This is a genomic window from Enterobacter cloacae complex sp. P43RS, assembly GCF_014930585.1.
Lineage (GTDB): Bacteria > Pseudomonadota > Gammaproteobacteria > Enterobacterales > Enterobacteriaceae > Enterobacter > Enterobacter bugandensis.
This window is the reverse complement of record NZ_JADBRJ010000003.1, coordinates 341,054-367,159: the sequence shown is the minus strand read 5'-3', so window position 1 is coordinate 367,159 and position 26,106 is coordinate 341,054. Positions and strand designations below refer to the sequence as shown.

The window sequence follows — 26,106 nt, the reverse complement described above, 5'->3', positions numbered from 1 at the left end:
CACAGGCTATATTTAAATGAAAATAGTTATCATTAAAGTTATGTCAATGAAGGGCGGGCCTGTCGGCGCTTCGCTTATCAGGCCTACGGAAAAGCAGTTTTGTAGGCCGGGTAAGCGCAGCGCCACCCGGCATAAGGGCGACTCACAGCCCGGCAAGTGCCTTGTAAAATGCAGGATTCTCCCGAATCACATTAAGTACCTTCGCCGCCAGCCCGGTTGGATTGCGGCGTTTGGACTCCCAGCTCTTTATCGTATCGACGCTCGTGCCAAGCGCCTTCGCCATTTCGCTTTGCGTGATATTGAGCTGCTCTCTGATGGCACGCACATCTGCAACTTCATAGCGGGTTACTCGGGAAGCGGCTTTTCTTCCGTTATGGATCTCAACGGCCTCTTCAAGCGAAGATTTTAATTCATTAAAAATACTCATTATTAGCCTCCACCTGCCTGATTAGGGTACATAGTACACCTCTCATTTACGGCACTGGAAGCAGTATTTTTCAGAATGGAAGTCAGCTTTTTAAGTTCTGCTTTCTCTGCCTCTGTCAGGCTGTCCTTTATGCATTTTGGATAGGCCATAATGAAATAGATCACCTCCTCCGTGGCCAGAAAGTAAATCACTCTGATACCCCCTCTCTTTCCCTTTGAGGCTGCCGCCATCCTTATTTTACGTAAACCACCCGTCTGCTGGATCAGGTCACCTTTATCAGGCCACGCAATAAGTTCCTTTTGCAGATCCTTTAATTCATCATCCGTAGCAATGCTTTTAATCTGTCGGGTAAAGAGTGATGTTTCGATAAACTCTATCGCATGACTCATCCATAGTTCCTTCCCTAAACGCAGCAAAAGCCCGAATGCTTCAACACCAGGCTCATGCTGCATGGTTACTCTTCCTTGAGTAATGCTGCGCCAAATAACTGTATTTATATACAGCTTAAAGGTATTTTAAGAATCCGTTTAGACATCCGGGAACATCACGCTATTCCCCGGCGCTTCCCTGTGCAGATGGATAAAGTTCAGGTGCCGTTCATACTGGTCCAGAATGTCCGTAATCACCTGCTCCTTGCTGTAATCCATCAGGTCATTCCCCTGGCTACCTTCCAGCAGGAACGTCTCCAGCCGGTAGTAGGTTGATTTCCCGCTGCGCGCCCGGTAGGTAAAGCCGGGTACCGAGTACTGCTGCGGCCAGATCTGGTAGACAAAGTTCTGCTCGTCGCCCATGTGCACCAGCAGATCCAGGTGCCCCAGGGTTTCGCCCTCCTCCGGCGGCAGGTTTTTCAGCTCCACGTAGGCGCCGCGCAGCTTCAGCTCCTGCGCCACCTCTTCCATCGCCGGGAAGCAGACCGTCTCCATCATCTGTTTGGTGTAGCGCGTGCCCGGGTAGTTCATCAGGCGCGACAGGCGTTTCTTCCAGCTCAGCCTGTCCTGGGCGCCCATTGGCCGCGGCGCGGTGTCGCGGCTGGCGCTGACGCGTCGATAGTCTTCCACCTTGAGCGATTTATACAGCCCGGCCATCACGAAGAAGATCACAAAGCTGAACGGCAGGCCCATGATCACCGTGGTGTTCTGCAACGCCGAAATGCCGTTGGTCATCAGCATGCCGAGCGTCAGCAGGCCGATGGCGACGGACCAGAAGATACGCAGCCAGTTCGGCGCGTCGCTGTTGATGTCCTTCAGCTTCGAGGTGAAGTTGCCCAGCACCAGCGCGCCGGAATCCGCCGAGGTGACGTAAAACAGCAGGCCGGTGATGGTCGCCACGGAGGCGCTAAAGGTGAACGCCGGATACTGCGCCAGCAGGCTGTAGAAGCCGCGCTCCGGGTGCGCCATCGCTTCCTGGGCAAAGGTTGCGTTGCCGTGGATGATCTCGTGCAGCGCGCTGTTGCCGAAAATCGACAGCCACAGCAGGGTAAAGGTGAACGGGATGATCAGGGTGCCCATCACAAACTGACGAATGGTGCGCCCGCGCGAAATACGCGCCAGGAACAGGCCAACAAACGGCGACCATGCGACCCACCACGCCCAGAAGAACAGGGTCCAGTTGTTCATCCACTCCACCGGGCGGTCAAAGGCGAAGCTGTTCAGCGTCATGCCCATGAAGCGGTTCACGTAGTCGCCCACGTTCAGCACCAGGGCATTGAGCAGGAACGACGTGTCGCCCATAAACAGCACGAACAGGATCAGGCCCAGCGCCAGCGCCACGTTCAGCTCAGAGAGCACGCGGATGCCCTTATCCACGCCGGAGGTCACCGAAATGGTGGCGATAATCACCGAGAGCGCAATCAGCGCCGCTTTCGCCGCCATCGAATCCGGGATATCAAACAGCACGCTCAGCCCGTAGTTGAGCTGCACCACGCCAATGCCGAGCGTCGTCGCGATGCCGAAGATGGTGCCAATTACCGCCGCAATATCGACGCTGTGGCCAATCGGGCCGTTAATTCTTTTCCCGAAAATCGGGTACAGCGCGGAGCGGATGGTGAGAGGCAAATTATAACGATAGCTAAAGTATCCGAGCGCCATCCCCATCAGGGCATACATCGACCAGCCCGTCAGGCCGTAGTGGAACAGCGTCCAGACCATCGCCTGACGCGCGGCCTCCATCGTCTGCCCCGCCCCTTCCGGCGGCTGCATATACTGCGTGACCGGCTCAGCTACCGAGAAGAACATCAGATCGATGCCGATGCCCGCGGCAAACAGCATCGCCGCCCAGCTCAGCAGGCTGAACTCGGGCTTGGACTGCTCTGGCCCGAGCTTCACCGAGCCGAAGCGCGAGCAGGCAATGCAGACCACGAAGACGATATAGAGCGTCGCCGCCAGCAGGTAGTACCAGCCGAAGGTCTTCGACACCCAGTTCAGGGTGCGGCCAATCCACTCGGCAGAAAAATCGTTAAAGAAAATGGTCGTCAGGGAAAACAACAAAATCAGCCCGGCGGACGTATAAAAAACGACCGGGTTGATTTTGTCTTTTTCTCTGTCTTGTGAAAGGTCTGTCATCCAGTATCCCCACTGTTTTTGTAACTATTGAAATCCAAAATCGCAACAATTAAGACACATTTTATATTGAACGTCCAATCAAAAACCGCTTTAATAGATTACCAACGCTGATGAATGGAGTGGCAAAAATGCCCAAAGTGGGGATGCAGCCGATCCGGCGCAGGCAGCTTATCGACGCCACGCTGGAAGCAATTAATGAAGTGGGCATGCATGACGCAACCATTGCGCAGATCGCCCGTCGGGCGGGCGTGTCCACGGGGATCATCAGCCACTATTTCAAAGATAAAAACGGCCTGCTGGAAGCGACCATGCGCGACATCACCGGCCAGCTGCGCGATGCGGTATTAAGCCGCTTACGCGCCCTGCCGAACGGCAGCGCGGAGCAGCGTTTGCAGGCGATTGTCGGCGGCAATTTTGATGAAACCCAGGTCAGCGGCGCGGCGATGAAGGCCTGGCTGGCCTTCTGGGCGAGCAGCATGCACCAGCCGATGCTCTACCGCCTGCAGCAGGTCAGCAGCCGCCGGTTGCTCTCAAACCTGGTGTACGAGTTCCGCCGCGAGCTGCCGCGTGAACAGGCTGAAGAGGCGGGCTACGGGCTCGCCGCGCTGATCGACGGGCTGTGGCTGCGCGCCGCGCTGAGCGGCAAGCCGCTGGATAAGACCCTGGCCCAGTCACTTACCAGCCACTTTATCAGCCAGCATTTACCGACCGAATAACCGAGGAGAATTTATGTCCCGAATGGCAGAACAGCAGCTTTATATCAATGGTGGTTATACATCCGCCACCAGCGGTCGCACCTTCGAGACCATCAACCCGGCCAACGGTGAAGTTCTGGCGAGCGTGCAGGCCGCCGGGCGCGAAGACGTGGACCGCGCCGTAGAGAGCGCAAAGCGCGGGCAAAAAATCTGGGCGGCGATGACCGCCATGGAGCGCTCGCGCATCCTGCGTCGCGCCGTCGATATCCTGCGCGAGCGCAACGACGCGCTGGCGAAGCTGGAGACCCTCGACACCGGTAAGGCGTTTTCTGAAACCTCGACCGTCGACATCGTCACCGGCGCGGACGTGCTGGAGTACTACGCGGGGCTGATCCCGGCGCTGGAAGGCAGCCAGATCCCGCTGCGCGACACCTCATTCGTCTACACGCGCCGCGAGCCGCTGGGCGTGGTGGCGGGCATCGGCGCGTGGAACTACCCGATCCAGATCGCCCTGTGGAAATCCGCCCCGGCGCTGGCAGCGGGCAACGCGATGATCTTCAAACCGAGCGAGGTCACTCCGCTCACCGCCCTGAAGCTGGCAGAAATCTACACCGAGGCGGGCCTGCCGGACGGCGTGTTTAACGTCCTGCCGGGCGTGGGCGCGGAGACCGGCCAGTACCTGACCGAGCATCCGGGCATTGCCAAAGTCTCCTTCACCGGCGGCGTCGCCAGCGGCAAAAAGGTGATGGCGAACGCCGCGGCCTCGTCCCTGAAGGAGGTGACGATGGAGCTGGGCGGCAAATCCCCGCTGATTGTATTTGACGATGCGGATCTGGATCTCGCCGCGGACATCGCCATGATGGCCAACTTCTTCAGCTCCGGGCAGGTGTGCACCAACGGCACCCGCGTGTTCGTGCCTGCAAAATCTAAGGCCGCGTTTGAGCAGAAAATCGTTGAGCGCGTGGGCCGCATCCGCGCAGGCGATCTGTTCGATGAAAACACCAACTTTGGCCCGATGGTCAGCTTCCCGCATCGCGACAGCGTGATGCGCTACATCGCCAAAGGCAAAGAAGAAGGCGCGCGCGTGCTGTGCGGCGGCAACGTGCTGAAGGGCGACGGGTTTGATAACGGCGCGTGGGTAGCTCCGACCGTGTTCACCGACTGCACCGACGAGATGACCATCGTGCGCGAAGAGATCTTCGGCCCGGTGATGTCCATCCTCACCTATGAAAGCGATGAAGAAGCCATTCGCCGCGCCAACGACACCGACTACGGTCTGGCGGCGGGCATCGTCACCGCCGATCTGAACCGCGCCCACGGCGCCATTCATCAGCTTGAAGCGGGCATCTGCTGGATCAACACCTGGGGTGAATCCGCTGCGGAGATGCCGGTTGGCGGCTACAAGCACTCCGGCATTGGCCGCGAGAACGGCGTGATGACGCTGCAGAGCTACACCCAGGTGAAGTCCATCCAGGTTGAGATGGGTAAATTCCAGTCCATATTTTAACCGGGAGGTTTATTTGCAATTTGACTACATCATTATCGGGGCCGGCTCTGCCGGCAACGTACTGGCTACACGACTGACTGAAGATCCGAACACCACCGTCCTGCTGCTTGAGGCGGGCGGGCCGGACTACCGCTTTGATTTCCGCACCCAGATGCCCGCCGCGCTGGCTTTCCCGCTCCAGGGCAAGCGCTACAACTGGGCGTATGAAACCGAGCCAGAGCCCTTCATGAACAACCGCCGCATGGAGTGCGGACGCGGCAAAGGGCTGGGCGGCTCGTCGCTGATCAACGGCATGTGCTACGTGCGCGGCAACGCGATGGATCTGGACAACTGGGCGAAAGAACCGGGTCTGGAGCACTGGAGCTACCTCAACTGCCTGCCCTACTACCGCAAGGCAGAGACCCGCGACGTGGGGCCGAACGACTACCACGGCGGCGACGGTCCGGTGAGCGTCACCACCTCTAAGCCGGGCGTAAACCCGCTGTTTGAAGCAATGGTGGAAGCAGGCGTGCAGGCGGGCTATCCGCGCACCGACGATCTCAACGGCTACCAGCAGGAAGGCTTCGGCCCGATGGACCGCACGGTCACGCCGCAGGGCCGACGCGCCAGCACCGCGCGCGGCTATCTGGACCAGGCAAAACCGCGTCCTAACCTGACCATCCGCACCCACGCCATGACCGATCGCATCCTCTTTGAGGGCAAGCGCGCGGTGGGCGTTGAGTGGCTGGAAGGCGAGAGCACCATTCCGTCAAAAGCGACGGCGAATAAAGAAGTCCTCCTGTGCGCAGGCGCCATTGCGTCACCGCAGATCCTCCAGCGTTCCGGCGTGGGCAACGCTGAGCTGCTGAAGCAGTTCGATATCCCGCTGGTGCATGATTTACCCGGCGTGGGAGAAAACTTGCAGGATCATCTGGAGATGTACCTCCAGTATGAATGTAAGGAGCCGGTTTCCCTCTACCCTGCCCTGCAGTGGTGGAACCAGCCGAAGATTGGCGCGGAGTGGCTGTTTGGCGGCACCGGCGTGGGTGCGAGCAACCACTTCGAAGCGGGCGGATTTATCCGCAGCCGCGAGGAGTTTGAGTGGCCGAACATTCAGTACCACTTCCTGCCGGTAGCGATTAACTACAACGGCTCAAACGCGGTGAAGGAACACGGCTTCCAGTGCCACGTCGGCTCCATGCGCTCCCCGAGCCGCGGGCACGTGCGCATTCAGTCGCGCGATCCGCACCAGCATCCGGCGATCCTGTTCAACTATATGTCCCACGAGCAGGACTGGCAGGAGTTCCGCGACGCGATCCGCATCACCCGCGAGATCATGCACCAGCCGGCGCTGGACAAATACCGCGGTCGTGAAATCAGCCCGGGCGTCGAATGCCAGACCGACGAACAGCTGGACGAGTTTGTGCGTAACCATGCCGAAACCGCGTTCCATCCGTGCGGCACCTGCAAAATGGGCTATGACGAGATGGCGGTGGTTGACGGTGAAGGCCGCGTTCACGGGCTGGAAGGATTACGCGTGGTGGATGCGTCGATCATGCCGCAGATTATTACCGGCAACCTGAACGCCACCACGATTATGATCGGCGAGAAAATTGCTGATGCGATTCGCGGGCGCGAGCCGCTGGCGAAGAGCACGGCGGCGTATTACGTGGCGAACGGCGCGCCGGTTCGTCAGGCATTACAGAACGTTTAATATTCTGCCCTCTCCGTAAAACGAGAGGGTTTTCAATACATCCCTTCATTACGATAATATTTTTCGATAACTATAAGAAATAAATATTACCCGGCAATTATTTTGTTCATTTAAAAGTCTGTTGACACTGCTCCCGTAATTCAACTAAGTTTAATCGAATGTCTTTCCATTCGAAATATACAATATATTTAAAACTGAAATTAAAGAAAGCGTCATTATTCTTTAATTCTCCCCTGCCTTTATTTTTGCATCACTCAACCGCGAGATAAGATCATGAATAATAGTGCAAACAACGTTGTTGTTATCACCGGCGCCAGCAGCGGTATCGGTCAGGCTATTGCCCTGTATTTAGCGAATAAGCCTTTTTCTCTGGTACTGGTGGCGCGTCGTCTGGACAGAGTTAATGCCCTGGTGGATCGCATCATCCAGCAGGGCGGCCGGGCAATTGCCGTGAAGGCGGACGTGACCCGTCAGGAGGAGGTCCAGCACGCGATTGACGCTGCCGTTGCCGCATACCAACGTGTCGATGTGCTGATCAACAACGCGGGCTTTATGGCTATCGCCCCCATCAGCGAGCGCAAGACCGACGAGTGGGATCGGATGATCGATACCAACCTCAAAGGCGTTTTATACGGCATTGCGGCGGCGTTACCGGTGTTCCAGCGCCAGGGTGGCGGGCATTTTATTAACGTTGCGTCGGTGGCCGGAATTAAGGTGCTTGCGCCCGGCGGCGTGGTCTACAGCGCCACGAAATTCGCCGTCCGCGCGCTGAGCGAAGGCTTGCGTCAGGAGGTGGGTAAAACGGTCCGCACTACGCTTATTTCCCCCGGTGCGGTCGAGAGTGAACTGCAGTTCGGCAGTTCTGACGAAGAGAGTAAAAAATTCCTGCATGAATTTTATAAGCAGGCTATTCCGGCAGATGCCATTGCGCGGGCCGTATTATTTGCTATCGAGCAGCCTGATGATGTTGATGTAAATGAAATTGTCGTCCGCCCAACGCAGGAAGAATTTTAGCATGACTTAAATAACGCTGAATGAGGTGTCATTATGATTAAGTCATTAACGTCCTTATCAGATTTAAATATGCGAACAGGTGCCGACATTCTCCTTGAGGTTCTAGAGAGTGAAGGCGTGGAATATATATTTGGCAACCCCGGCACGACGGAACTCCCGCTGATTGACGCCCTGCTCCGGCATGAAAATATTCATTATATTCTGGCGCTCCAGGAGAGCAGCGTGGTCGCCATTGCTGACGGCTACGCGAAAGCCTCCGGCAAGACCGGTTTTATCAATTTGCACACCGCCAGCGGTCTTGGGCATGGAATGGGAAATTTAATCAACTCGCGGATCATGAAAACGCCGCTGGTTGTCACCGTCGGGCAGCAGGACACGCGGCACTACGTGCGCGACCCGCTCCTGTACGATGACATAGTCTCCATTGGATCGCCGGTGGTGAAATGGGCGCAGGAGGTCACCAGCGCCGACCAGCTCCCGGTGCTGGTGCGTCGCGCGTTCCATGCTGCCAGCTATCCCCCCGCCGGGCCCGTATTGCTCTCTCTGCCAATGAACGTGATGGAAGAGCTGAGCGACGCCGGGATACAAACGGCCTCCAAAGTGAACTATCACACCGTCGCGGGCTCCCTGGACGAGCTGGCGGCGGACCTGAGCCAGGTTACGCCCGGCAGGATCATGATTGTGGCGGGGGATGAAGTTCACTCCAGCGGCTCGACGCCGGAGATTGTCCAGCTTGCAGAAGCGCTAGGTGCACACGTTTACGGCTCATCGTGGCCGTTGAATTTGCCCTTTCCCACGCAGCATGCCCTCTGGCGCGGCAATATGCCTACCACCGCCAGTGAAATTGCCAGCATCGTTAACGCCTACGACGCGGTGTTTATCATCGGGGGCAGAAGCCTGATCACCATATTATACAGCGAAGGAGACGCGATTCCGGGCTCATGCGCGGTCTACCAGCTCTCCGCCGACATGAACGAGCTGGGCCGCACCTACGCTACACGCCTGTCGGTGATGGGGGATATCAAACTCTCCCTGAAGGCGCTCTTACCTCTGCTTCAGCAGCGCCTGGTGGCAGGCAAATTGACGCATCAGCGGCTGCTCAAAACGGCACGCGCTGAACGTGAAAAAGAGTGGCAACTGCAGGAAGAACGTCTGGCTGCCGAGCGGCTGCGCCCGGCCATTTCGCCGATGGTGGCGGCCTATGAAGTCATCAAAGCCGTTCCGCCGGGCGTCACCATTGTTGATGAAGCGATTGCCACAGCCAGACATGTCCGACGTTTTATCTCCGACACGCAGCACCAGCGCTACTATTTCATGCGCGGTGGCGGTCTGGGCTGGGGTATGCCTGCGGCGGTGGGCCACTCGCTGGGGCTGGGCCGCGAGCCGGTAGTGTGCCTGATGGGCGACGGCGCCTCACTGTATTCGCCGCAGGCGCTCTGGACGGCAGCACACGAAAACCTGCCGGTCACCTTTATCGTGATGAATAACCTGGAGTACAACGTTCTTAAAAACTTTATGAAAGGACAGCCGGGTTACAGCTCGACGCAGTTGGGACGCTTTATCGGGATGGATCTGATTAATCCGCACATCGATTTTCAGTCGCTGGGCACCGCCATGGGCATTCGCTGTTGTCGGATAACCGATGCTGCAGACATCGCCGAAGCGGTAACCCGCGGACTGCAGTCAGGAAAAACCAACCTGATTGAAATCGCGATTTCCGCGGATTAACTGCATCTTTGCGCTGTACCCTACATAAAAAGCTTATAAACGAAACGCCTCCAGCCGCTTAATCTGCCGCCCCTGGGCGTCAAAATTCTCCGCCGCCAGCCACGCGCGCAACGCCGCGTCCCTTTGCGGCCACTCGCCGTCAATAATAGAGAGCATGTCGCTGTCGCGGTTGCGCCCTTTACGCACCAGCCTCTGGCGCAGGCGCCCTTCCCAGACAAACCCCAGCCGCTCCGCCGCGCTGCGTGAGGCGGTGTTCATCGAATCGCATTTCCACTCCAGCCGACGGTACTTATGCTCAAACGCATTTTTCAGCAGCAGCCACACCGCTTCGGTGCCGATGCGGGTGCCTTTCATCCTCCGCGACCAGGTGACATGGCCGATCTCCACCGAGCCCTGGAACCGCTCTATCGCCATGTAGCTCACCAGCCCTACCGCTTTTTCAGTGCGTAAATCGATTACCGCAAACGGGACCAGATCGTCATCCATCACCTTGCCGAGCACCCAGTGGGCGGTGGCTTCCACGCTTTCAGGCTGGGTGCTGGCAAGCCACGTCCAGTCGCTGTCATCACCCAGCGCGTAGGCCTCATATAAATCAGCCGAGTGACGATCGGCGTCCAGCGGCTCCAGACGACAATACTGACCGGTGAGCGGGGTGCGGGTTAAGACCCGGGCGCATTTCCAGTCCGGGACGATATCGTTAACGGTTTGACCATATTGATTGATTTCGGGCACGGCGATGACTCCCTGAAAGGTAAGGAGTTTGTTATAGCAGGTTAAAAAGCGGACGAAAAGAGAGGAAATGCAGGCCGGGTAAGGGAGAGCCGCTACCCGGCACGAAATTACTTCAGCAGCTTCACCGTGGCATCAATGTCGATTTCATCTTCGGTAAAGATCATCGTCGTGTTCTGGAAGGTGGTGATCGCCAGCTTCTTCACCGTGCGCATTTCGCCCGGCTTCTTGTCGGATTTTGGTTTGATGCTGTTCATCAGCAGACCCACCGACAGCACCGCGTTCTCTTTGTCGATTTTGGTCTCAACGGGCTCTTCTTCGCTGAATACCACGAAGGATTTGATCGAGGTGAGCTTCACGCGCTCGCCCGCGATATAGAGATGCTTGCTCTCCGGGATCACCTTCACCGCATACGCGGAAAGGCCTTTGGTGTTGGTGGTTGGCTCGAAGGTCACCGCAGCGTCTTTTTTAATCAGATCGGGGTTCGCGACCTTAATCACATGAAAATAGCGGTTGTCGCCGTTTTCATCTTTGATAAATCCGAAGCCTTTATCTTTAAACCACGTTGTGATTGTACCGTTCATCGCTGTTACCGCCTGTCAGATCGTAATGACTAAAGTTTTGCAGCGCGCAGTGTAATGCACAATGGCGGAGGAGACAAAAAAAAGCCCCTGCTCGGAGGCAGGGGAAAACTCATGTCAGAGCTTATTAGAATTTAGTTGAACACCATCCCACCATCGATGAGCAGAGACTGGCCGGTCATATAGTCAGAGTCTGGCCCGGCAAGATATGAAACGCAGGCGGCAACATCTTCCGGTTCGGACAGGCGGCCAAGCGTAATGCGTTTGGCAAAGGTCTCGGTCCCGTAGCCGAGCGGTTTACCCGCCGCCTCGGAGACCTGACGGTCGATCTCCGCCCACATCGGCGTTTTAACGATGCCCGGGCAGTAGGCATTAACGGTGATCCCCAGCGGAGCAAGATCCCGTGCGGCGGTCTGGGTTAAGCCGCGCACCGCAAATTTACTGGAACTGTAGACGGCCAGCTCCGGGTTGCCGGTGTGGCCCGCCTGGGAGCAGGCGTTGATGATTTTGCCGCCGTGCCCCTCTTTGCGGAACGCGTCAATCGCGGCCTGAATCCCCCAGATCACCCCTTTTACGTTGATGTTGTAGACCTTGTCGACAATCTCCGGCGTGATGGATTCGATCGGCGTGGACGGCGCCACCCCGGCGTTGTTGACGATAACGTTGAAGCCGCCCAGTTCGGTGCGGGCTTTCTCCACGGCCGCAAACACCTGCTCGCGGTCAGAGACGTCCACCTTCACGGCGACAGCCTTCCCGCCGCTGCGGGTGATTTCATCGGCAACCGCTTTCGCCGTCTCTTCGTTGTAATCGGCGATAGCGACGGCAAAACCATCCTTCACCAGACGAAGCGCGATCGCTTTGCCAATCCCCTGGCCTGAGCCGGTTACGAGAGCCACTTTTTGCATTTATCTGTCCTTATGTTGATTCACAAAATCTGGCTGAGATGGAGCTGGCCCATCAGCAGCGGGTTATCGCTGTAGTCGACGGGAATGGCCACCACGGCCGGGCCATCGACATCCATTGCGGCACGCAGCGTCGGTTCGAGCGCGTCGGCGCTCTCCACGGCAAAGCCTTTCGCGCCAAAGGCGTCGGCATAGGCTTTGAAGTCGACCGGGCCGAACTCGACGCCGGAAAGACGCTGGTATTTTTTCTCTTCCTGAATGGCAACCATGTTGTAGGCGTTATCCACCCAAATGATGTGCAGCACGTTGGCGTTGAGGCGTACGGCGGTTTCCAGCTCCATGCTCGACTGCAAAAAGCCGCCGTCGCCGGAGACCGACACCACTTTGCGCCCCGGGTTGACCAGCCACGCGCCAATCGCCCACGGGAGCGCCACGCCCATGGTCTGCTGACCGTTGGAGATCATCACCTGACGCGCGCGGAAGCTGTAGAGGTAGCGGGCGATCCAGATGTGGAAGCTGCCCATATCGACGGTAAGCGTCACGTCGTTGTTCACGATGTCCTGCATGGCGCGCACGATGCGCAGCGGATGCAGGGCAAACTGGTTAAGCGATGCGCCGCGGCGGTCGAGGAGGTCCCGCTGATGCTGGCGATCGACCAGAATTTCCGAGGCGCGCTGGCTCAGTTCAAGCTTGTGCTCAATGCGGCTGGCGAGCAGGTTCAGCGTGGCGGCGATGTCCCCCACCAGCTCCAGATCGGGAACATACTTGCGCTCCTCATAGGCGGGCAGCACGTCAATGTGCACCAGCGTAGCGTCGCCGCGGTTCCACATAGAAGGCTCGTACTCCACCGGGCTGTAGCCGATGCAGATAATCAGATCCGCCAGATGCAGCAGCCGGTCGCCCGCCTGGTTGTTAAACAAGCCGACGCGTCCGGCAAAGCGGGTGAAGTGCTCCTGATTCACCGCCCCGGCGGCCTGGTAGGTGCTGGTGACCGGGATACGGCTTTTCTCCAGCAGCTTGCGCAGCGCGGCGCTGTTGGCGGGCTGGCTGGCCATCAGGCCGAGTAAGATGACCGGGTTTTTAGCCTTTTCAATAAGCTTCGCCACGTCGTTAATGGCGGATTCCGGTGCCGGCCCCATCAGCGCGGGACCGCTGGCGGGCAAAATCGCCCCCGTGGTGGGCTGGTCGACAATATCCTGCGGCAGGCTGACAAACGCCCCGCCCGGCCTGCCGTGCTCGGCGGCGCGAAACGCGTTGGACACCACCTCGGCAATCGCGTCCGGGGAGTTCACTTCTACGGCGTATTTCGTCACCGGGCTGAACATCGCGACGGTGTCCATGCTCTGATGCACCAGCTTGGCTTTATCCGCCCGCTTCACCGCCCCGCCCAGCGCGACCACCGGGTCGCCTTCGCTGTTGGCGGTGGCAATACCGGTGATCAGGTTTGAACAGCCCGGTCCGGAGGTGACCAGCGCCACCCCGGCTTTGCCGGTCAAGCGCCCCACTGCCGCCGCCATAAACGCCGCGTTGGCCTCGTGGCGTACGGGAATGATCTCGATGGAGGAGTCCAGCAGGGAATCAAAGACCTTGTCGATTTTTGCGCCCGGGATCCCGAACACCTGCTTCACGCCCTGCGCTTCCAGCTGACCGACAACCATATCGGCGCCGTGCGCCCACTGACGTGACTGTTTCTCACTGTTCACGGTAGTTCTCCTCTTAGTTTTCGACGGCGCGGATAGCCGCATCAAGGTTGCTGGGGTGCAGGTTGGCCTGTAAAAACGCGCTGTCGGCGGGCAGGTCGATCATCAGCTTGTGAATTTCACCGAAGGTGAGCACACCGCTCTCCAGCAGGTAGTCGAGCAGATGGCCGCCGCCCTGTCGGTCGTCGGTGATGAAGTGTTCGTGATAGCCCGCCACGTTGATGCCCTGCATATGCTGCGGCGTGCGGAACCCCACCAGCACGCCCTCGCGCTGGTTAAAGCGGAACACCGGCTGGTCGTCCAGTACGTCGGTCATCGCCCGGTACGGCGGCGTCTGGCGCGGTACGGTGCGGGTGTGCGCGTGGCGGAAATTGCCGTCGATGCGCAGCGCGCAGAACAGGTTGTCGGAGGGGATTTGCTGGTCGATCACGTCGTGGATCTGCTGACGGCTGACCGGCCCGTCGAAGGTTTTGCGGTACTGCGGCTGGAACCAGGTCATTACCGCGAACGGCGTTTTTTGCTCCGGCTTCGCGGCGCGGGCGCTGCCGTCGGCGCGCAGCTGGTACACCTGGCTGCTGAAGGCAATCATTTCGCCGTCCAGCTCGTTAAAGGTGCCGAGGCCAAAATCGCCGTGTGCCAGCAGGTCGGCGATGGTGGTCTCCCCTTCGTAGACGCCGCTTAGCAGGGCGCTCATTAGCGATGTCTGATAGATCACGCTGTCAGGATGTTGAGCCGAGAACCCGCGCAGGGTCTCGCATAAACTCGCCTCACAGTCGCATGCAGATGAATGCATCATCATGCTCGTCCTCTTCAACTTTATTTATAAAGGTTAAATAAATGTTGACCCGATTCAGCAGAGAGTTCCAATATAGAATCCATGCTGGTTTGAGACGTTTTTGATATGGAACTTCGTTATCTGCGCTATTTTGTCGCGGTAGCACGCGAGCGACACTTCACCAGGGCGGCCAACGCGCTGGGTATTTCACAACCTCCTCTGAGCCAGCAGATCAAACGGCTTGAGGAGGAAGTGGGCACGCCGCTATTCAGGCGCCTGACGCGGGGCGTGGAGCTGACCGAGGCGGGAGAAGCCTTCTATGAGGACGCCTGTAAGATCCTGGCGCTGAGCGACGCCGCGCTGGAGAAAGCCCGGGGCATCGCGCGCGGGCTGAACGGCAGCCTGTCGATTGGCATTACCAGTTCAGATGCTTTTCATCCCAAAATCTTCGCCCTGATCCGCCAGTTTCAGGTGCAGAACATGGCAGTGCAGGTTCACCAGGTGGAAGCCAACATGTCGTCGCTGACCACGATGCTGGCGGAGGGTGAGCTGGATATCGCCTTTGTGCGCCTGCCGTGCGAAAGCAGCAAGGTATTCGAATTAAAAATCCTCGACCGGGAGCCAATGGTGGTGGCGCTGCATCGCGATCATCCTCTGGCGACGTGCGGCGATCTGGCGCTGGAGGAACTTCGGGATACGCCGGTGGTGCTGTTCCCGCAGGAGGTCGCGCCGGGGCTGTATGACCGGGTTTACGGCTGCTGCGAGCGGGCCGGAATAAACGTGCAGCGCGCGCTGCAGTCGTCGCAGCTTTCCTCTTCCCTGAGCATGGTCTCCGCCGGCGGCGGGTTCGCGCTGGTGCCGAAATCCATGGCGGCCATTTCACCGCCGAATGTCACCTACCACGCGCTGCGCTCGCCGGAGCTTTATACCGATATCGCGCTCTGCTGGCGGCGCTTCGAACGTTCGCGGACGGTGAAGCGGTTTCTGGCGATGATGAGCGAGGATTAATGGTGCGGCGGTGCCCGGAAATGCCGTTCTGGAAGCCGCCTCGCAAACCTGCAAGCAACCTTATGTAATTCAGGGTTATCCCTTTTCATCCCTTCTCCGCGGTCGTAAAGTGCCTGCGTTGCGGCACATCCGTAACCGGGCGTAGGAACCCGTTAGCATAACATGACGTTTTTTTAGACAAAGAGGATGCTAAATGGCTACTACCCCAGGATTTTCTTACGCGCTCTCTGAAGAAAGCGCTGTTCATCACCTCATCAACGCTTCAATTTCCGATTCTGCGGATCTTTTTGAACTGGTCGATGCCTGTACCGCGTATGTCAGCGTACTGGTGGAAACTGACGACGCAGTGACCTTTGCCACGCTATGCGGGCGACTGCTGGCTGCGCTGAAACGGCTGCGCGAGTGCTGTGACACAGAACTTCCACCGTATCTGGTCGAACGACTCATTGCCGGGGAAAAGATCGCCTCCTGCGTGCCGGAATGCTGGCAAGAAACGGCGCTACAGGTGGACTATGCCGTAGCGTTAACGCTGGCGGTAATGGGCGGGACATTACCTGCGAGCGTGGCGAAAGAACTCACCGGGCTGCTGCATGATATGGTCTGGCTGCTGGCGGAGTTTGTGAAGGAGCCTTATATAACGGCGCACTGAGGCGGGTGATGGGTGGCCGGGGTTCTGCTGGGGTAAAAAGCAGGACTTTGGCCTTACTCAAAGTACAGAGTAGTTTGTTGAATGTCCGTTAAGAGCGAAAAGCGGAAGTTAAATGGTTAGACGTTAGCATCGACTTACATAGGTCTAACCCAATGTGGCAGCTTTATATTTGTAAAATGCTCTTCCTCAACGACAAACGCCAGGCTGTAACGAGCTCGGGTAATGGCCACGTACAGCTTGTTTCTAGATTCCTCCGTTTTATCTTTATCGAACACGTCAAGGTCGCCACCCAGATACTTGAGATGTTTCTCCGGTGAAATAATTAGTACGCGGTCAAAACCGAGACCTTTACAGGAGCCGAAAGTGTGACAGGTGATACCTGGTGGCAAATAGCCTTTTCCCATGGGCGATGACCATCGCAAAACTTGAGGCTTGAATATATTGAGATAATCGTTCACCTGAGATGGTTTTATGAGAAAACAGCCGCAGTGATGGGCCATCTCAGCAGGTACTTCTCCCACCTCTGATTGCGTTTGTTCATAAATACCGGGATGAATGGTATCCGCGAGATCGCAGATTTCCTGGATACATCTGCGATTCTTCGCCAGCGAGAACGGACTAAAATTGAGGTCTTTGAAGTATTGAATCTTTTGCTCAGGTGTTTCCGGTGCCTTGTGGCCGAACGTGGTCGTGTAAATAGTTTGACGAAAATCGCCTACACAGCAAATAGAGTTATGCATTGCCTTACTGAGTGCTTTGATAACGTCAAAATCCCATCCAACCAAATCCTGAACCTCATCAAAAAAGATCCTCTGATAAATCTCTTTCAATCTGCTAGCGGGGGCATTCTTTGTTGAAGCGGAGATTTTTGTTGCCAGCTTCGCCAGCAGTCCAGTGTAAGCTTTGGTTTTGCACGGCGTCAGATAATGAAGAGGATTCAGCGCCCCATTAATTTTTTCCCCTCTTTTGGAATGCCATTTCCTCGTACCAGGTATCAGGTGAGGGTTATGCTCGGTGAACATTGTAGAAGTGATTCGATCTGGAAACATGGCCGTTTGATAAGGTCTCACTAAGTCTTCTAGGTAAAATGAAAACAGGCCTTTCACAACAAAATCATCGCTGTGTTTGCCGTACAATTCCACAAAGCGAGAACGGAGCTCTGCCTGGTTGTTCATGGTGTAGGTGACGACCAATACGCGTCCGCCCGCCTTTATGACTTCAATGGCATCCTCAATGACTTTTTGGGTTTTTCCTGATCCTGCACCGGCAATCCAGAATTCATTAGGCAAAGTCGAACACCTCATCGAGGAAAGGTGGATACCTGAAATTCAGAGTGCCATCGAACAGCTTGATAGCTGAATCGACTTTGCGAGCGCCCTTACCGTTTCCCTGGACGCTTCGAAACCAATCGATCAGAAAGTCGCGTCTCTTATCTAAGTCGACTAATTTATCGTAGAGGTTAAACGTCTGTGTCGATAACACCACTTTGGCGAAAGCGTCCAGCGTAACCAAGTCGGTTGCATTGGCATATATCATCGCGGGTTCAAGCGAAAACTCCTCATTTTTGGCAGAGGAGATAAGCTTGATATTGGGATAGGCCGCATAATCGGCACGCACTTTCACGACGTTTTCTTCATAGTCGCCATCGTTATCTCTGAGGACGTTTATTCGGGTACCAATTTCCATACCTACGGAGATGAACGTATCAAACCCGACTCCGCGCACGACGATGATATCAATACCATCCTGCTCGGGCAGGCGGTTGTGCTTGCGGTGGTAAATCTTCTTGAGTACTAACTCGTCTGACGGTCCCTCGACAAGGATGACTTTGTGCGAGAGTGCCACGCGCAATGTGTCATAGCCCGGTAAGCGCTTTAAGGTTTTGACCACTGCAGGGGCAAGCTTATGCAGACGTTTGTATCCCGACTGAACCAGGCAGATTTTATCAATGCTCAGCTTGTTGAGCACATACGAGCTGTGAGTGGTAAGGAAGAGTTGTTTGTCGCCCCGCTGATTTTCAATGTAGTGAACCAGCTTATTGAGGTTAGTGTGAGAAAGGTGATTTTCGGGCTCCTCCATCATCACCAAATCGATATCCTTCGACTTGTTCTGAATCGCGAGCTTGATCTGCACATTACTCTGCTCACCCTTGCCAATGAACTGGAAAGGGACATCATCTACTTCAAGTTGAAGGCTGGTCTGAATAGAGCCCGCTGGTAAAGTGCTTGCGGCAATGGACAGCTTTTTTTCTGTGATCAAGTGGTCCGTATCCAGACCGGTATTGACTGTCCTGACCTCACCTGAGTTGTTAAAAACCTGCTGATTCTCACGATAATTGAGGGTCAGCTTAACCAGTTCCTCTTTCTTTAAAGCGGTATTAAGTATGGTAGAGATGTACTGATTCTTACCCAGAGTGGGGTGGATACGAGTTGGGTCGATGTATAACGCCCGGAATTTCTTCGCTACGGCTTTAACAGGATTCCATCCGAAATCCAGCCATTCCAGCTTGTAGAATTCGATCGGGATACTCGTAATGTGTGGGTTTGTCAGTAAGTGGTCGGCGTAAACGTCCTTGAGCGTGTCATCAAAGCGCACCAGCACCGTGATACCTTGAGCATCGGCTTTAAGGAAATTATTTGTACCCCGGTATTCAGGCACTCCCTCAATGAATGCTTCTATTGCCAAGACAGGCAAGTGCATGGCCGATTTATCAGAAGCCAAAAAAAGCTGCACTGCATCCTTATTAAAAATGTCTGGCGTAAACTCGCTGTTGAAGGGGCGGCCCCGATAGCTGTAATTCAGTACGATTTCCAGGGCTTCCAGAATAGTACTTTTACCGGCGTTGTTATCACCTACAAAGATATTTACGTCATCGTTGAATTCAAAATATTCATCTTTGAATTTCTTGAAATTGGTAAGCTTAATCGATTTAACCCGCACTCTAAGTCCCTCAAGATACTGTCAAATGATACCCCTTAAAGACATTAACTCACCGATATACCTGTGTCCACATGCAGGCTCGTTGTCCCCTTAAATCCTGCAGGCACTGAAGCGGTGGTCGACATAAATAGGCCAAGATATGAGAGCTGTTCTTGGACAACTTAAAGTCTGCTTTTGGCACAAAGTGTTACCAACGGTGCAAAACTGATCCACCCCAGCGGTTGAAAATTGATCCAGGGGTTAATCTGCTCCTCTGAATACAGGGGAGCTTATGATCACTTTTGAGATTCGTATGGAAATTAAAGTCCTGCACAAGCGGGGAATGAGTATCCGGGCCATTGCCAGGGAACTGGGTATTTCGCGCAATACTGTCCGCAGCCACCTGAAAGCCAAATCTGAAAAGCCGCAGTATTCACCACGCCCGACATCATCATCACTGCTCGATGAATACCGCGATTACATATCGAAGCGGATCAGCGATGCGCATCCCTACAAAATCCCGGCTACCGTTATTGCCAGGGAAATCATGGAGCTGGGCTATCGTGGAGGGCTGACTATCCTGAGAGAGTTCATCTGTTCGCAGACACTCCCCGTACAGGCAGAGCCGGTCGTTCGCTTCGAAACCGAGCCCGGACGGCAGATGCAGGTTGACTGGGGGACCATGCGAAACGGCAAGTCCCCCCTGCATGTGTTCGTTGCTGTTCTGGGGTACAGCAGAATGCTTTACATCGAGTTCACCGACAACATGCGCTACGACACGCTGGAAGCCTGTCATCGCAATGCGTTCAGCTTCTTCGGCGGTGTACCGCGGGAAGTTCTGTACGACAATATGAAAACGGTGGTGCTCCAGCGAGATGCTTATCAGACCGGACAGCACCGGTTCCATCCTTCCCTGTGGCAGTTCGGCAAAGAAATGGGCTTCTCTCCCCGGCTGTGCCGCCCCCTTGAGGGCACAGACTAAAGGCAAGGTGGAGCGAATGGTGCAGTACACCCGCAACAGCTTCTACATCCCGCTAATGACGCGCCTGCGCCCGATGGGGATCACCGTCGATGTTGAAACCGCAAACCGTTACGGCCTGCGCTGGCTGTACGATGTGGCCAATCAACGGAAGCATGAAACTATCCAGACCCGCCCCTGTGATCGCTGGGTGGAGGAACAGCAGTCCATGCTGGCACTGCCACCGGAGAAAAAACAGTATGACGTGCAGGTCGACGAAAGCCTGGTGACCTTCGACAGGCAGCCGTTGCATCATCCGCTGTCCATCTATGACACGTTCTGCAGAGGAGCCGCATGATGGTCGAACTGCAACATCAACGGCTGATGGTGCTTGCCGAACAACTCCAGCTGGACAGTCTTATCGGCGCAGCACCGGCGCTGTCGCAACAGGCGGTGGAGCAGGAATGGAGCTACGTGGACTTCCTGGAGCACCTGTTACATGAGGAGAAACTGGCCCGGCATCAGCGTAAACAGGCGATGTACACACGGATGGCAGCCTTCCCGGCGGTAAAGACGTTCGAGGAATACGACTTCACCTTCGCCACCGGCGCACCTCAGAAGCAAATCCAGTCGCTGCGTTCCCTGAGCTTCATCGAACGTAACGAAAACATCGTGTTACTGGGCCCCTCGGGCGTGGGAAAAACACATCTGGCGATAGCCATGGGCTACGAAGCAGTACGGGCGGGCATCAAGGTTCGCTTCACAACAGCTGCGGACCTGCTGTTACAGCTGTCGACATCCCAGCGTCAGGGGCGTTACAAAACGACACTCAATCGCGGTGTTATGGCCCCAAAACTGCTCATCATCGACGAAATAGGTTATCTGCCGTTCAGTCAGGAGGAAGCCAAGCTGTTCTTCCAGGTCATCGCCAAACGTTATGAAAAGAGCGCGATGATCCTGACCTCTAACCTGCCGTTCGGGCAGTGGGACCAGACGTTCGCCGGTGATGCAGCCCTGACCTCGGCGATGCTGGATCGGATATTACATCACTCACACGTAGTCCAGATAAAAGGAGAGAGCTATCGGCTGAAGCAGAAACGAAAGGCCGGGGTTATAGCGGAAGCTAATCCTGAGTAAACAAGGTGGATCAATATTAGACCGTTGGTGGTGACGGTAAGTGGATCACTTTTTACCCGTTGTTGACACAAAGCGGACATCCCTCCCTCATGAGCTTTTACTGCCGTCAGTTAACCCAGTCTTCCGGCACCAGACCCGGCACCCGCTCAAACTCCCTCACATTATTCGTCACCAGAATGGCGCCGGCCGCAATGGCATGCCCGGCTATCGCCGTGTCGTTCAGACCGATCGGCGTTCCGGCGAGGCGCAGCGCCACCTTAATCTCCGTGTTCGCGTCCACCGCGGCGCGGTCCCCGGGCAGGATGCCGTCGAGGCGGGCGCAGAACGCGTCAACCAGCTGCACGTGGCGCGGGGAGGCCTTCAGACCGGTGGCGCCGAAGCGCATCTCGGAGTAAGTGGTAGCCGAGATCGCAGACAGCACGCAGTTCTGCGGACAGGTGAATTTCATTGAAATCCCGGGCAATATCAGGTTGCATCTGGAACTGTATGAACGTGCCATAGTGGGGAGCGTTTGCACTGTTTTTTCTTCATCAGCCCTGGCTCTGAAGAATGAGCCAGATATGCCATCACACCCCGGAAAAAGCTAACTTTAGCGGTGAACGAAAGTGCCATCCCTTCCGGGGCCCTGGTCATGCCGGTCTGTGTCTTACTGATCAAATAATGGGCGTAAGCTCAATAAATTCAATGGCATGCATTGTCCCATGAAAATGAAAAATTCAGTTCATCTTTAATTAAAATACCTTGATCGCTAAATAACGGGATAGACGGTTTGATTAATCGAGCCCTTGTAACAGCATCAACATCTACAGCATACAGTTTGAAACCCATTTTTTTGTAAAAAGCAATGGCACCCACGTTCTCATTTGTCGTTGTGAGTTTAATTTGAAACTTTCCCTGAGCCTCGGCATAGCGTTTGACTTCACCGATGAGAATACGACCAATCCCTTTCCGGGGTCTTAATGCATTCAGCGCAACAATTTCAATATATTTTTCGTTTTCTTTAAAAATGCAAAAACCGTGGACCTCATCATCTTTGCAGCACACAAATACAGGAAGCGATGGAAGAAAAAACTCTTCTCCATGCACAACCATTGAATCACCGCCGCAGTGCTCCAGGATGAGAGATGTTAAAGTTGAACATGAATTTCTTTTAAGAAGATGCGTCATTAACATAATCGTAACAACCCCTTAATATTTTAATTATTAATAATTGCGCTTCGAAATCAATAAAAAGCCTTATTGTTCAGTTAGATATAATATTTAAAAATAGCGATTAATTTTTCTTGCAGGAAACCATTACCTTTGCTAAATATTAAATACCTGTTAACAACTTGTTGTGAAACAGGGCGATTATATCAATTTACTTTCAAAAGGAATAGAGCAATGAAAAAGACTTATGCTAAACCACGCTTAGTTCAAATCCGTCGCTCAGTATCTGCTGGCGGTCATTGATCTAAGAGAGAATAAGGGGTGTCTCCGGACACCCCTTATTTCGCATTGGTTATTTCCATCGATTAATAAAAGGATTTTGTCATGAAAGAGATTTTTTTTGTTATTTCAGACGGGGTTAAGTGGAAAGAAGTAAACGAATCTATCATTATTGAGCCAGATTACGCGCTGAACTCCACGGCGGCATTCGTTTTCAAAAAAATTAATGACGGGCTCAGTAATATGCAGATCGTTGACGCTTTATCACAGGAATATGATGCCGTCGTTTCCGATATAACGTCTGATGTTGAAAGTCTGATCCAGGAGATGCAGGAAGAAAAAATTATTGAAGATGTGACCTTGAGGAACTGAACATGCTCAGTCAAAAGGCCTGTATAAAATACAACGATTTTGTCCAAAAATATCAACGCCATATCTACCCGATGTTAGCGACAAGAATGCAGCGACTGTGCGCCGAATGTGATATCACAAGAGCTCTTGATCTGGGTATCGGTCCTGGCGATCTGAGCGTTTTTTTCGCGAAACAGAATGTCTGTCAGATTGATGGCTTAGATATAAACCCCAGCATGCTCGATCTGGCCAACATTAAAATCGCCTCTCTGGATTTGACCAATCGCGTAAAGTTGGTTCTGGGAGATGTGCATTCACTGCCTTTTCCTGATGCGTGCTTCGACCTGATTTTTTCCTACTCCTGTTTTCACCACTGGCAAGATCCTGTCCAGGCCCTGCGGGAGTGCGACCGCGTACTTATGGATGGCGGGGTGCTTTACTTAGTCGATACCTATCCGGATGTAAAAGCTCTACTTCCCCAGTTTGAGCAACAGCTGGATGAATACTCTTACCGGGAAATTGTAAAAAAAGCGGTAGAAGAGAGTATTGAGATCTCGGCTATTGAGCATTTCCTGGCGTGCGCCAGCATGAATGCGTATGAACTTCAGCCTGTCGACTTTAGCGAAGAAGAGTTAGTGGCTGGCATTGACTACATCAATTACGATCATCAGCTCATCATTGACAGTCCACGACCAACATTGTGGGAGTTAATATACAGGAAGCCATATGTTAACCAACAGCGAAAAAAACTATTATAGATACAGTTCATGCTGGTATTTTATGGAAACAGCCAATGCCTATTTTCTGCCGTGGCTCATCGTCTTTTTAGGCGCGGGAATGATGGATAAAACGGCAGATGCGTTTTCAGTATTTTATATCTCCATTGTGATTGGGATTGTTGTGGCGGGATGTATCAGCCATATCATCAGTGCCAGAAGGTTAGCTATTTTTGGGTTTATCCTGCTCTCATTTGCTGTCATTTCACTTATTTTCAGTCCGCCTTCTGAGTTACCTATTTTCAACGTGTATGCGTATAGTCTGTTATTTGGTTTTGGAACGGGTTTTATTAAGCCTACATTGGACAGTATTCTCCCTGATATTAATTCTGGCAGAATAAAAAACATGACAATAAACACAACCACGTTGAACTATTTTTTTGGGCTGACGGGTACACTATTGTCTTACATCCTCATCACTGACAGCACAAAAACCTACCTGAGCATTGCGCTTTTACTCAGTGTGATGGGGCTCATTTTTCTTTTTAAGATCCCAGATAAAGTCAGTTCGGATGCGGTGAAGCCAAAATACATAAAGGTCATGCTGGATGCATTAAGAGAAATCGTTTCCAATAAAACGATATTACTGATGAGCATTACTTATTTTATGATTGGCGTATGTTCGATGGCGGTCTTTGTGGTCGGTGTTGCCCTGCACGTCAAGGAGTTAGATAATAGTAACAATTTTTATATTGCTGGCATGCAAATTGCCTGGTCATTAGGTGGGTTAGCCACCGGATTCTTTGTTTTACGTAAATTGAAGAGCACTAATCATAATAGTCTTTATATCATCGGCTGGTTAATTTGCAGCTGCGGCGTCATTTTCTTCGGCCTCAGTCAGACCCCCTATCTTTGTCTGGCTTCAGGAGTTTTATGGGGTGTAGGGACCAGCATCGGATTCTCAATGACCCGCCTGATTATCCAATCCAACACGGAAGATAAGTATAAAGGGGCGATTTTTTCATGCTTTATTCTTATAAGCTGCCTCGGTGCCGCAGTCGGCGCAAAATTATTAACCGTCATTTCAGAGTCATATTCCGCGGGTATCGCGGTCGCGACAGATGGGATGATATTTGCTGTGGTTATGCTCTGCCTGTTTATGATGCTACGCATGGCAGAAAAACCCAATCTGCAGAGGACGTTCAGATGAATAATGTGGTCAGTGACAATGGACTTATATTTGGAGCGGACGGACTTCAGGGCTTTATTGAGAACTGCTGGCCGGATAAGAATTACCACGTGTCGCATGCGCAGTTAGACGACGTGCTCAGTTTTCTCAGCCTTCCCGACTCGTTTACCATTGACACGGTCATGCGGGACTACAAATCTCCGGTCATGTGTTACGGGAAGAAATTACTGGAGAGAACGGAAGGCTTGTCAGACCGCTTAATGGTCAATGCAAACAAGGCCGCGAAACTTTACGCAGAAGGTGCAGCACTGGAGTTCGATTTTGCTGATTTAGCCTATGAAAAATTGTATAGGATTGGAAAAAAACTCAAAAAAAACCTGTTATTACCAGAAAATGTTTTTCATAAGGCTATCATTTACGCCGCGCACAAACAGGGAGGACTCGTCCCCCATTTCGACTCCTACGTTAACTTTGTTTTCCAAATTCAGGGGGAGAAAAAATGGTACTTTATGCCCAATGAAAATGCCCTCCGGCCTCTAGAACATCTTGACTTAAAAGACTACCCCCATCTGTCGGCAGAAATGCGGCAGTACTGGCAGGGAGAGCCCCCGGCAAACTTCTTTGAACAGGCGACGGAAGTCGTCCTCAAACCTGGGAGCGTGTTATTTGTTCCCCGGGGATGGTGGCATGCTACCCGCTCTGACGTGGAGACCCTTGCGGTGAATCTCACGTATTCTGTGCCCTCAAAGGTGGAGGTGATCCTTGATGCTCTTAAAAAAGAAATGATTAAAGATCCAGCCCTACGTGAATATATAACCTGTGAGGATGTATATCATCCAGCGCAAATAAATGAGTCGGTTATACTTGCCATCAAAAATATCACCACTGATAGTTACCAAAGAAGTCACGCCGATGTGTTTGATAATTATCAGGCTCTTAACTATGCCATCAGAAAATATATGAGTTATCTGTCATGATAGAAAATATTACGCCTGACGATTTTGACCCGCGCAGCGAAGCCATAATCTCTTATGCCGTAATGCTTATTGCGCTTGGCAGAAAATTTTCAATGACACCCGCTGATCTTTCACGGTGGGTTTTGGAAGAAGCAATGGCAAGAGGGTATGATCTTTTCTTATTTAATGGACATGCACCGACCCTTTCGGAATACGCCAGGCATTTTTCAGAGGGACGGAGGCTTCTTTACAGTGAAGTGAAAATGGTAGAAGACTCGCAGTCCATTTCAGTGATTTCTCGTTTATATATGACAGATAAAAAACATATCCCTGATGCTTTTTATCTGTATGACGTCGACATTGATGTCTATTATCGATATGTATCCGATCTTGCCTCTCATCATGCCGCGATATTTGGTATCCACATGGCTATTGAACATCGTGATGGAAAGGAAATTGCCACTTTCTTTAAAGGATAATAGA

The 26,106-nt window shown here is 53.7% G+C and carries 25 protein-coding genes and 1 pseudogene; 14 read left to right on the top strand and 12 right to left on the bottom strand.

What is annotated here, in order from left to right; translation table 11 throughout:
- Positions 1 to 142: 142 nt before the first annotated feature.
- From nadS to betT, 3 genes are all read right to left on the bottom strand, one after another.
- Entirely contained in the window at positions 143 to 427 is a 285-nt protein-coding gene (nadS, locus tag IM294_RS08790) for a NadS family protein (RefSeq protein ID WP_041910964.1), read from the bottom strand.
- 2 nt (positions 428 to 429) lie between these two features.
- Positions 430 to 816, bottom strand: coding sequence for a type II toxin-antitoxin system RelE/ParE family toxin (locus IM294_RS08785; protein ID WP_041912044.1), 387 nt, complete (start codon positions 814 to 816; stop codon positions 430 to 432).
- 138 nt (positions 817 to 954) lie between these two features.
- Positions 955 to 2,988: a choline BCCT transporter BetT gene (gene betT, locus IM294_RS08780; protein WP_049138743.1), complete on the bottom strand. Its 2,034-nt coding sequence runs from the start codon at positions 2,986 to 2,988 to the stop codon at positions 955 to 957.
- 128 nt (positions 2,989 to 3,116) lie between these two features.
- On the opposite strand from betT, the gene betI reads away from it, so the two are divergent.
- The 5 genes from betI (at position 3,117) to IM294_RS08755 (ending at position 9,625) form a co-directional block, all read left to right on the top strand.
- Complete coding sequence (gene betI, locus IM294_RS08775) at positions 3,117 to 3,704, top strand: transcriptional regulator BetI (protein ID WP_023334836.1); 588 nt, start codon at positions 3,117 to 3,119, stop codon at positions 3,702 to 3,704.
- A gap of 13 nt (positions 3,705 to 3,717) precedes the next feature.
- A complete protein-coding gene (gene betB, locus IM294_RS08770) occupies positions 3,718 to 5,190 on the top strand; it encodes a betaine-aldehyde dehydrogenase (RefSeq protein ID WP_126818654.1) in 1,473 nt (490 codons plus the stop codon).
- A gap of 13 nt (positions 5,191 to 5,203) precedes the next feature.
- Positions 5,204 to 6,883: a choline dehydrogenase gene (gene betA, locus IM294_RS08765; protein ID WP_126818655.1), complete on the top strand. Its 1,680-nt coding sequence runs from the start codon at positions 5,204 to 5,206 to the stop codon at positions 6,881 to 6,883.
- Between the two features lie 273 nt (positions 6,884 to 7,156).
- Complete coding sequence (locus IM294_RS08760) at positions 7,157 to 7,897, top strand: SDR family oxidoreductase (protein WP_023299541.1); 741 nt, start codon at positions 7,157 to 7,159, stop codon at positions 7,895 to 7,897.
- Positions 7,898 to 7,930: 33 nt separating this feature from the next.
- Positions 7,931 to 9,625, top strand: coding sequence for a thiamine pyrophosphate-binding protein (locus IM294_RS08755; protein ID WP_063942778.1), 1,695 nt, complete (start codon positions 7,931 to 7,933; stop codon positions 9,623 to 9,625).
- 33 nt (positions 9,626 to 9,658) lie between these two features.
- Here the strand turns inward: IM294_RS08755 and IM294_RS08750 are convergent, their stop codons facing one another.
- From IM294_RS08750 to budA, 5 genes are all read right to left on the bottom strand, one after another.
- The gene (locus IM294_RS08750; RefSeq protein ID WP_126818656.1) at positions 9,659 to 10,357 is read right to left on the bottom strand and encodes a GNAT family N-acetyltransferase; all 699 of its coding nucleotides are present in this window, start codon (positions 10,355 to 10,357) and stop codon (positions 9,659 to 9,661) included.
- A 107-nt stretch (positions 10,358 to 10,464) separates the two neighbouring features.
- Positions 10,465 to 10,938 carry a cold-shock protein gene (locus IM294_RS08745; RefSeq protein ID WP_045260739.1) on the bottom strand — a complete coding sequence of 158 codons (474 nt, stop codon included), beginning with the start codon at positions 10,936 to 10,938 and terminating at the stop codon, positions 10,465 to 10,467.
- Positions 10,939 to 11,069: 131 nt separating this feature from the next.
- Positions 11,070 to 11,840 carry a (S)-acetoin forming diacetyl reductase gene (locus IM294_RS08740; protein WP_045631532.1) on the bottom strand — a complete coding sequence of 257 codons (771 nt, stop codon included), beginning with the start codon at positions 11,838 to 11,840 and terminating at the stop codon, positions 11,070 to 11,072.
- Between the two features lie 20 nt (positions 11,841 to 11,860).
- Positions 11,861 to 13,582 carry an acetolactate synthase AlsS gene (gene alsS / locus IM294_RS08735; RefSeq protein ID WP_227015551.1) on the bottom strand — a complete coding sequence of 574 codons (1,722 nt, stop codon included), beginning with the start codon at positions 13,580 to 13,582 and terminating at the stop codon, positions 11,861 to 11,863.
- Positions 13,554 to 14,333: an acetolactate decarboxylase gene (budA, locus tag IM294_RS08730; protein WP_126818661.1), complete on the bottom strand. Its 780-nt coding sequence runs from the start codon at positions 14,331 to 14,333 to the stop codon at positions 13,554 to 13,556. The genes alsS and budA overlap by 29 nt, the downstream gene beginning before the upstream one ends.
- Before the next feature lie 105 nt (positions 14,334 to 14,438).
- Here budA and IM294_RS08725 point away from each other — a divergent pair, with 105 nt between their 5' ends.
- Both IM294_RS08725 and IM294_RS08720 read left to right on the top strand, forming a co-directional pair.
- The gene (locus IM294_RS08725; protein ID WP_048998942.1) at positions 14,439 to 15,320 is read left to right on the top strand and encodes a LysR family transcriptional regulator; all 882 of its coding nucleotides are present in this window, start codon (positions 14,439 to 14,441) and stop codon (positions 15,318 to 15,320) included.
- 193 nt (positions 15,321 to 15,513) lie between these two features.
- The gene (locus tag IM294_RS08720; protein WP_126818658.1) at positions 15,514 to 15,969 is read left to right on the top strand and encodes a hypothetical protein; all 456 of its coding nucleotides are present in this window, start codon (positions 15,514 to 15,516) and stop codon (positions 15,967 to 15,969) included.
- Between the two features lie 134 nt (positions 15,970 to 16,103).
- On the opposite strand, the gene IM294_RS08715 is transcribed toward IM294_RS08720, so the two are convergent.
- Together IM294_RS08715 and IM294_RS22175 are read right to left on the bottom strand one after the other, a co-directional pair.
- Complete coding sequence (locus IM294_RS08715) at positions 16,104 to 17,258, bottom strand: UvrD-helicase domain-containing protein (RefSeq protein ID WP_047367672.1); 1,155 nt, start codon at positions 17,256 to 17,258, stop codon at positions 16,104 to 16,106.
- Positions 17,251 to 18,909, bottom strand: a complete 1,659-nt coding sequence (locus IM294_RS22175) for an ATP-dependent endonuclease (protein WP_047367671.1) — start codon at positions 18,907 to 18,909, stop codon at positions 17,251 to 17,253. Before IM294_RS22175 ends, IM294_RS08715 begins: the two co-directional genes overlap by 8 nt.
- A 271-nt stretch (positions 18,910 to 19,180) precedes the next feature.
- On the opposite strand from IM294_RS22175, the pseudogene istA reads away from it, so the two are divergent.
- Positions 19,181 to 20,204, top strand: a pseudogene (istA, locus tag IM294_RS08705) (IS21 family transposase).
- Positions 20,201 to 20,983, top strand: coding sequence for an IS21-like element ISSen3 family helper ATPase IstB (istB, locus tag IM294_RS08700; RefSeq protein WP_126818343.1), 783 nt, complete (start codon positions 20,201 to 20,203; stop codon positions 20,981 to 20,983). The pseudogene istA and the gene istB overlap by 4 nt, the downstream one beginning before the upstream one ends.
- Before the next feature lie 106 nt (positions 20,984 to 21,089).
- Here the strand turns inward: istB and IM294_RS08695 are convergent, their stop codons facing one another.
- Positions 21,090 to 21,431, bottom strand: coding sequence for a PIN domain-containing protein (locus IM294_RS08695; protein WP_370552117.1), 342 nt, complete (start codon positions 21,429 to 21,431; stop codon positions 21,090 to 21,092).
- Between the two features lie 233 nt (positions 21,432 to 21,664).
- The gene (locus tag IM294_RS08690) at positions 21,665 to 22,156 is read right to left on the bottom strand and encodes a GNAT family N-acetyltransferase (protein ID WP_082131801.1); all 492 of its coding nucleotides are present in this window, start codon (positions 22,154 to 22,156) and stop codon (positions 21,665 to 21,667) included.
- A 360-nt stretch (positions 22,157 to 22,516) separates the two neighbouring features.
- Here IM294_RS08690 and IM294_RS08685 point away from each other — a divergent pair, with 360 nt between their 5' ends.
- Genes IM294_RS08685 through IM294_RS08665 form a run of 5 tightly spaced genes read left to right on the top strand, consistent with a single transcriptional unit; the run spans position 22,517 to position 26,102 of the window.
- Complete coding sequence (locus IM294_RS08685) at positions 22,517 to 22,783, top strand: PqqD family protein (protein ID WP_047367664.1); 267 nt, start codon at positions 22,517 to 22,519, stop codon at positions 22,781 to 22,783.
- 2 nt (positions 22,784 to 22,785) lie between these two features.
- The gene (locus IM294_RS08680) at positions 22,786 to 23,520 is read left to right on the top strand and encodes a class I SAM-dependent methyltransferase (RefSeq protein WP_052954312.1); all 735 of its coding nucleotides are present in this window, start codon (positions 22,786 to 22,788) and stop codon (positions 23,518 to 23,520) included.
- Positions 23,489 to 24,688, top strand: coding sequence for an MFS transporter (locus tag IM294_RS08675; protein WP_126818342.1), 1,200 nt, complete (start codon positions 23,489 to 23,491; stop codon positions 24,686 to 24,688). Before IM294_RS08680 ends, IM294_RS08675 begins: the two co-directional genes overlap by 32 nt.
- A complete protein-coding gene (locus IM294_RS08670; protein WP_185860359.1) occupies positions 24,685 to 25,644 on the top strand; it encodes a JmjC domain-containing protein in 960 nt (319 codons plus the stop codon). The genes IM294_RS08675 and IM294_RS08670 overlap by 4 nt, the downstream gene beginning before the upstream one ends.
- Positions 25,641 to 26,102 carry a hypothetical protein gene (locus tag IM294_RS08665; protein ID WP_047367662.1) on the top strand — a complete coding sequence of 154 codons (462 nt, stop codon included), beginning with the start codon at positions 25,641 to 25,643 and terminating at the stop codon, positions 26,100 to 26,102. The genes IM294_RS08670 and IM294_RS08665 overlap by 4 nt, the downstream gene beginning before the upstream one ends.
- Positions 26,103 to 26,106 lie beyond the last annotated feature (4 nt).

What these genes read in the sequence shown, in the direction of transcription:
- nadS (WP_041910964.1), bottom strand. Translation starts at nt 427, where the DNA reads ATGAGTATTTTTAATGAATTAAAATCTTCGCTTGAAGAGGCCGTTGAG.
- IM294_RS08785 (WP_041912044.1), bottom strand. Translation starts at nt 816, where the DNA reads ATGAGTCATGCGATAGAGTTTATCGAAACATCACTCTTTACCCGACAG.
- betT (WP_049138743.1), bottom strand. Translation starts at nt 2,988, where the DNA reads ATGACAGACCTTTCACAAGACAGAGAAAAAGACAAAATCAACCCGGTC.
- betI (WP_023334836.1), top strand. Translation starts at nt 3,117, where the DNA reads ATGCCCAAAGTGGGGATGCAGCCGATCCGGCGCAGGCAGCTTATCGAC.
- betB (WP_126818654.1), top strand. Translation starts at nt 3,718, where the DNA reads ATGTCCCGAATGGCAGAACAGCAGCTTTATATCAATGGTGGTTATACA.
- IM294_RS08760 (WP_023299541.1), top strand. Translation starts at nt 7,157, where the DNA reads ATGAATAATAGTGCAAACAACGTTGTTGTTATCACCGGCGCCAGCAGC.
- IM294_RS08755 (WP_063942778.1), top strand. Translation starts at nt 7,931, where the DNA reads ATGATTAAGTCATTAACGTCCTTATCAGATTTAAATATGCGAACAGGT.
- IM294_RS08745 (WP_045260739.1), bottom strand. Translation starts at nt 10,938, where the DNA reads ATGAACGGTACAATCACAACGTGGTTTAAAGATAAAGGCTTCGGATTT.
- IM294_RS08740 (WP_045631532.1), bottom strand. Translation starts at nt 11,840, where the DNA reads ATGCAAAAAGTGGCTCTCGTAACCGGCTCAGGCCAGGGGATTGGCAAA.
- alsS (WP_227015551.1), bottom strand. Translation starts at nt 13,582, where the DNA reads ATGCGGCTATCCGCGCCGTCGAAAACTAAGAGGAGAACTACCGTGAAC.
- budA (WP_126818661.1), bottom strand. Translation starts at nt 14,333, where the DNA reads ATGATGCATTCATCTGCATGCGACTGTGAGGCGAGTTTATGCGAGACC.
- IM294_RS08725 (WP_048998942.1), top strand. Translation starts at nt 14,439, where the DNA reads ATGGAACTTCGTTATCTGCGCTATTTTGTCGCGGTAGCACGCGAGCGA.
- IM294_RS08720 (WP_126818658.1), top strand. Translation starts at nt 15,514, where the DNA reads ATGGCTACTACCCCAGGATTTTCTTACGCGCTCTCTGAAGAAAGCGCT.
- istB (WP_126818343.1), top strand. Translation starts at nt 20,201, where the DNA reads ATGATGGTCGAACTGCAACATCAACGGCTGATGGTGCTTGCCGAACAA.
- IM294_RS08695 (WP_370552117.1), bottom strand. Translation starts at nt 21,431, where the DNA reads ATGAAATTCACCTGTCCGCAGAACTGCGTGCTGTCTGCGATCTCGGCT.
- IM294_RS08690 (WP_082131801.1), bottom strand. Translation starts at nt 22,156, where the DNA reads ATGTTAATGACGCATCTTCTTAAAAGAAATTCATGTTCAACTTTAACA.
- IM294_RS08685 (WP_047367664.1), top strand. Translation starts at nt 22,517, where the DNA reads ATGAAAGAGATTTTTTTTGTTATTTCAGACGGGGTTAAGTGGAAAGAA.
- IM294_RS08680 (WP_052954312.1), top strand. Translation starts at nt 22,786, where the DNA reads ATGCTCAGTCAAAAGGCCTGTATAAAATACAACGATTTTGTCCAAAAA.
- IM294_RS08675 (WP_126818342.1), top strand. Translation starts at nt 23,489, where the DNA reads ATGTTAACCAACAGCGAAAAAAACTATTATAGATACAGTTCATGCTGG.
- IM294_RS08670 (WP_185860359.1), top strand. Translation starts at nt 24,685, where the DNA reads ATGAATAATGTGGTCAGTGACAATGGACTTATATTTGGAGCGGACGGA.
- IM294_RS08665 (WP_047367662.1), top strand. Translation starts at nt 25,641, where the DNA reads ATGATAGAAAATATTACGCCTGACGATTTTGACCCGCGCAGCGAAGCC.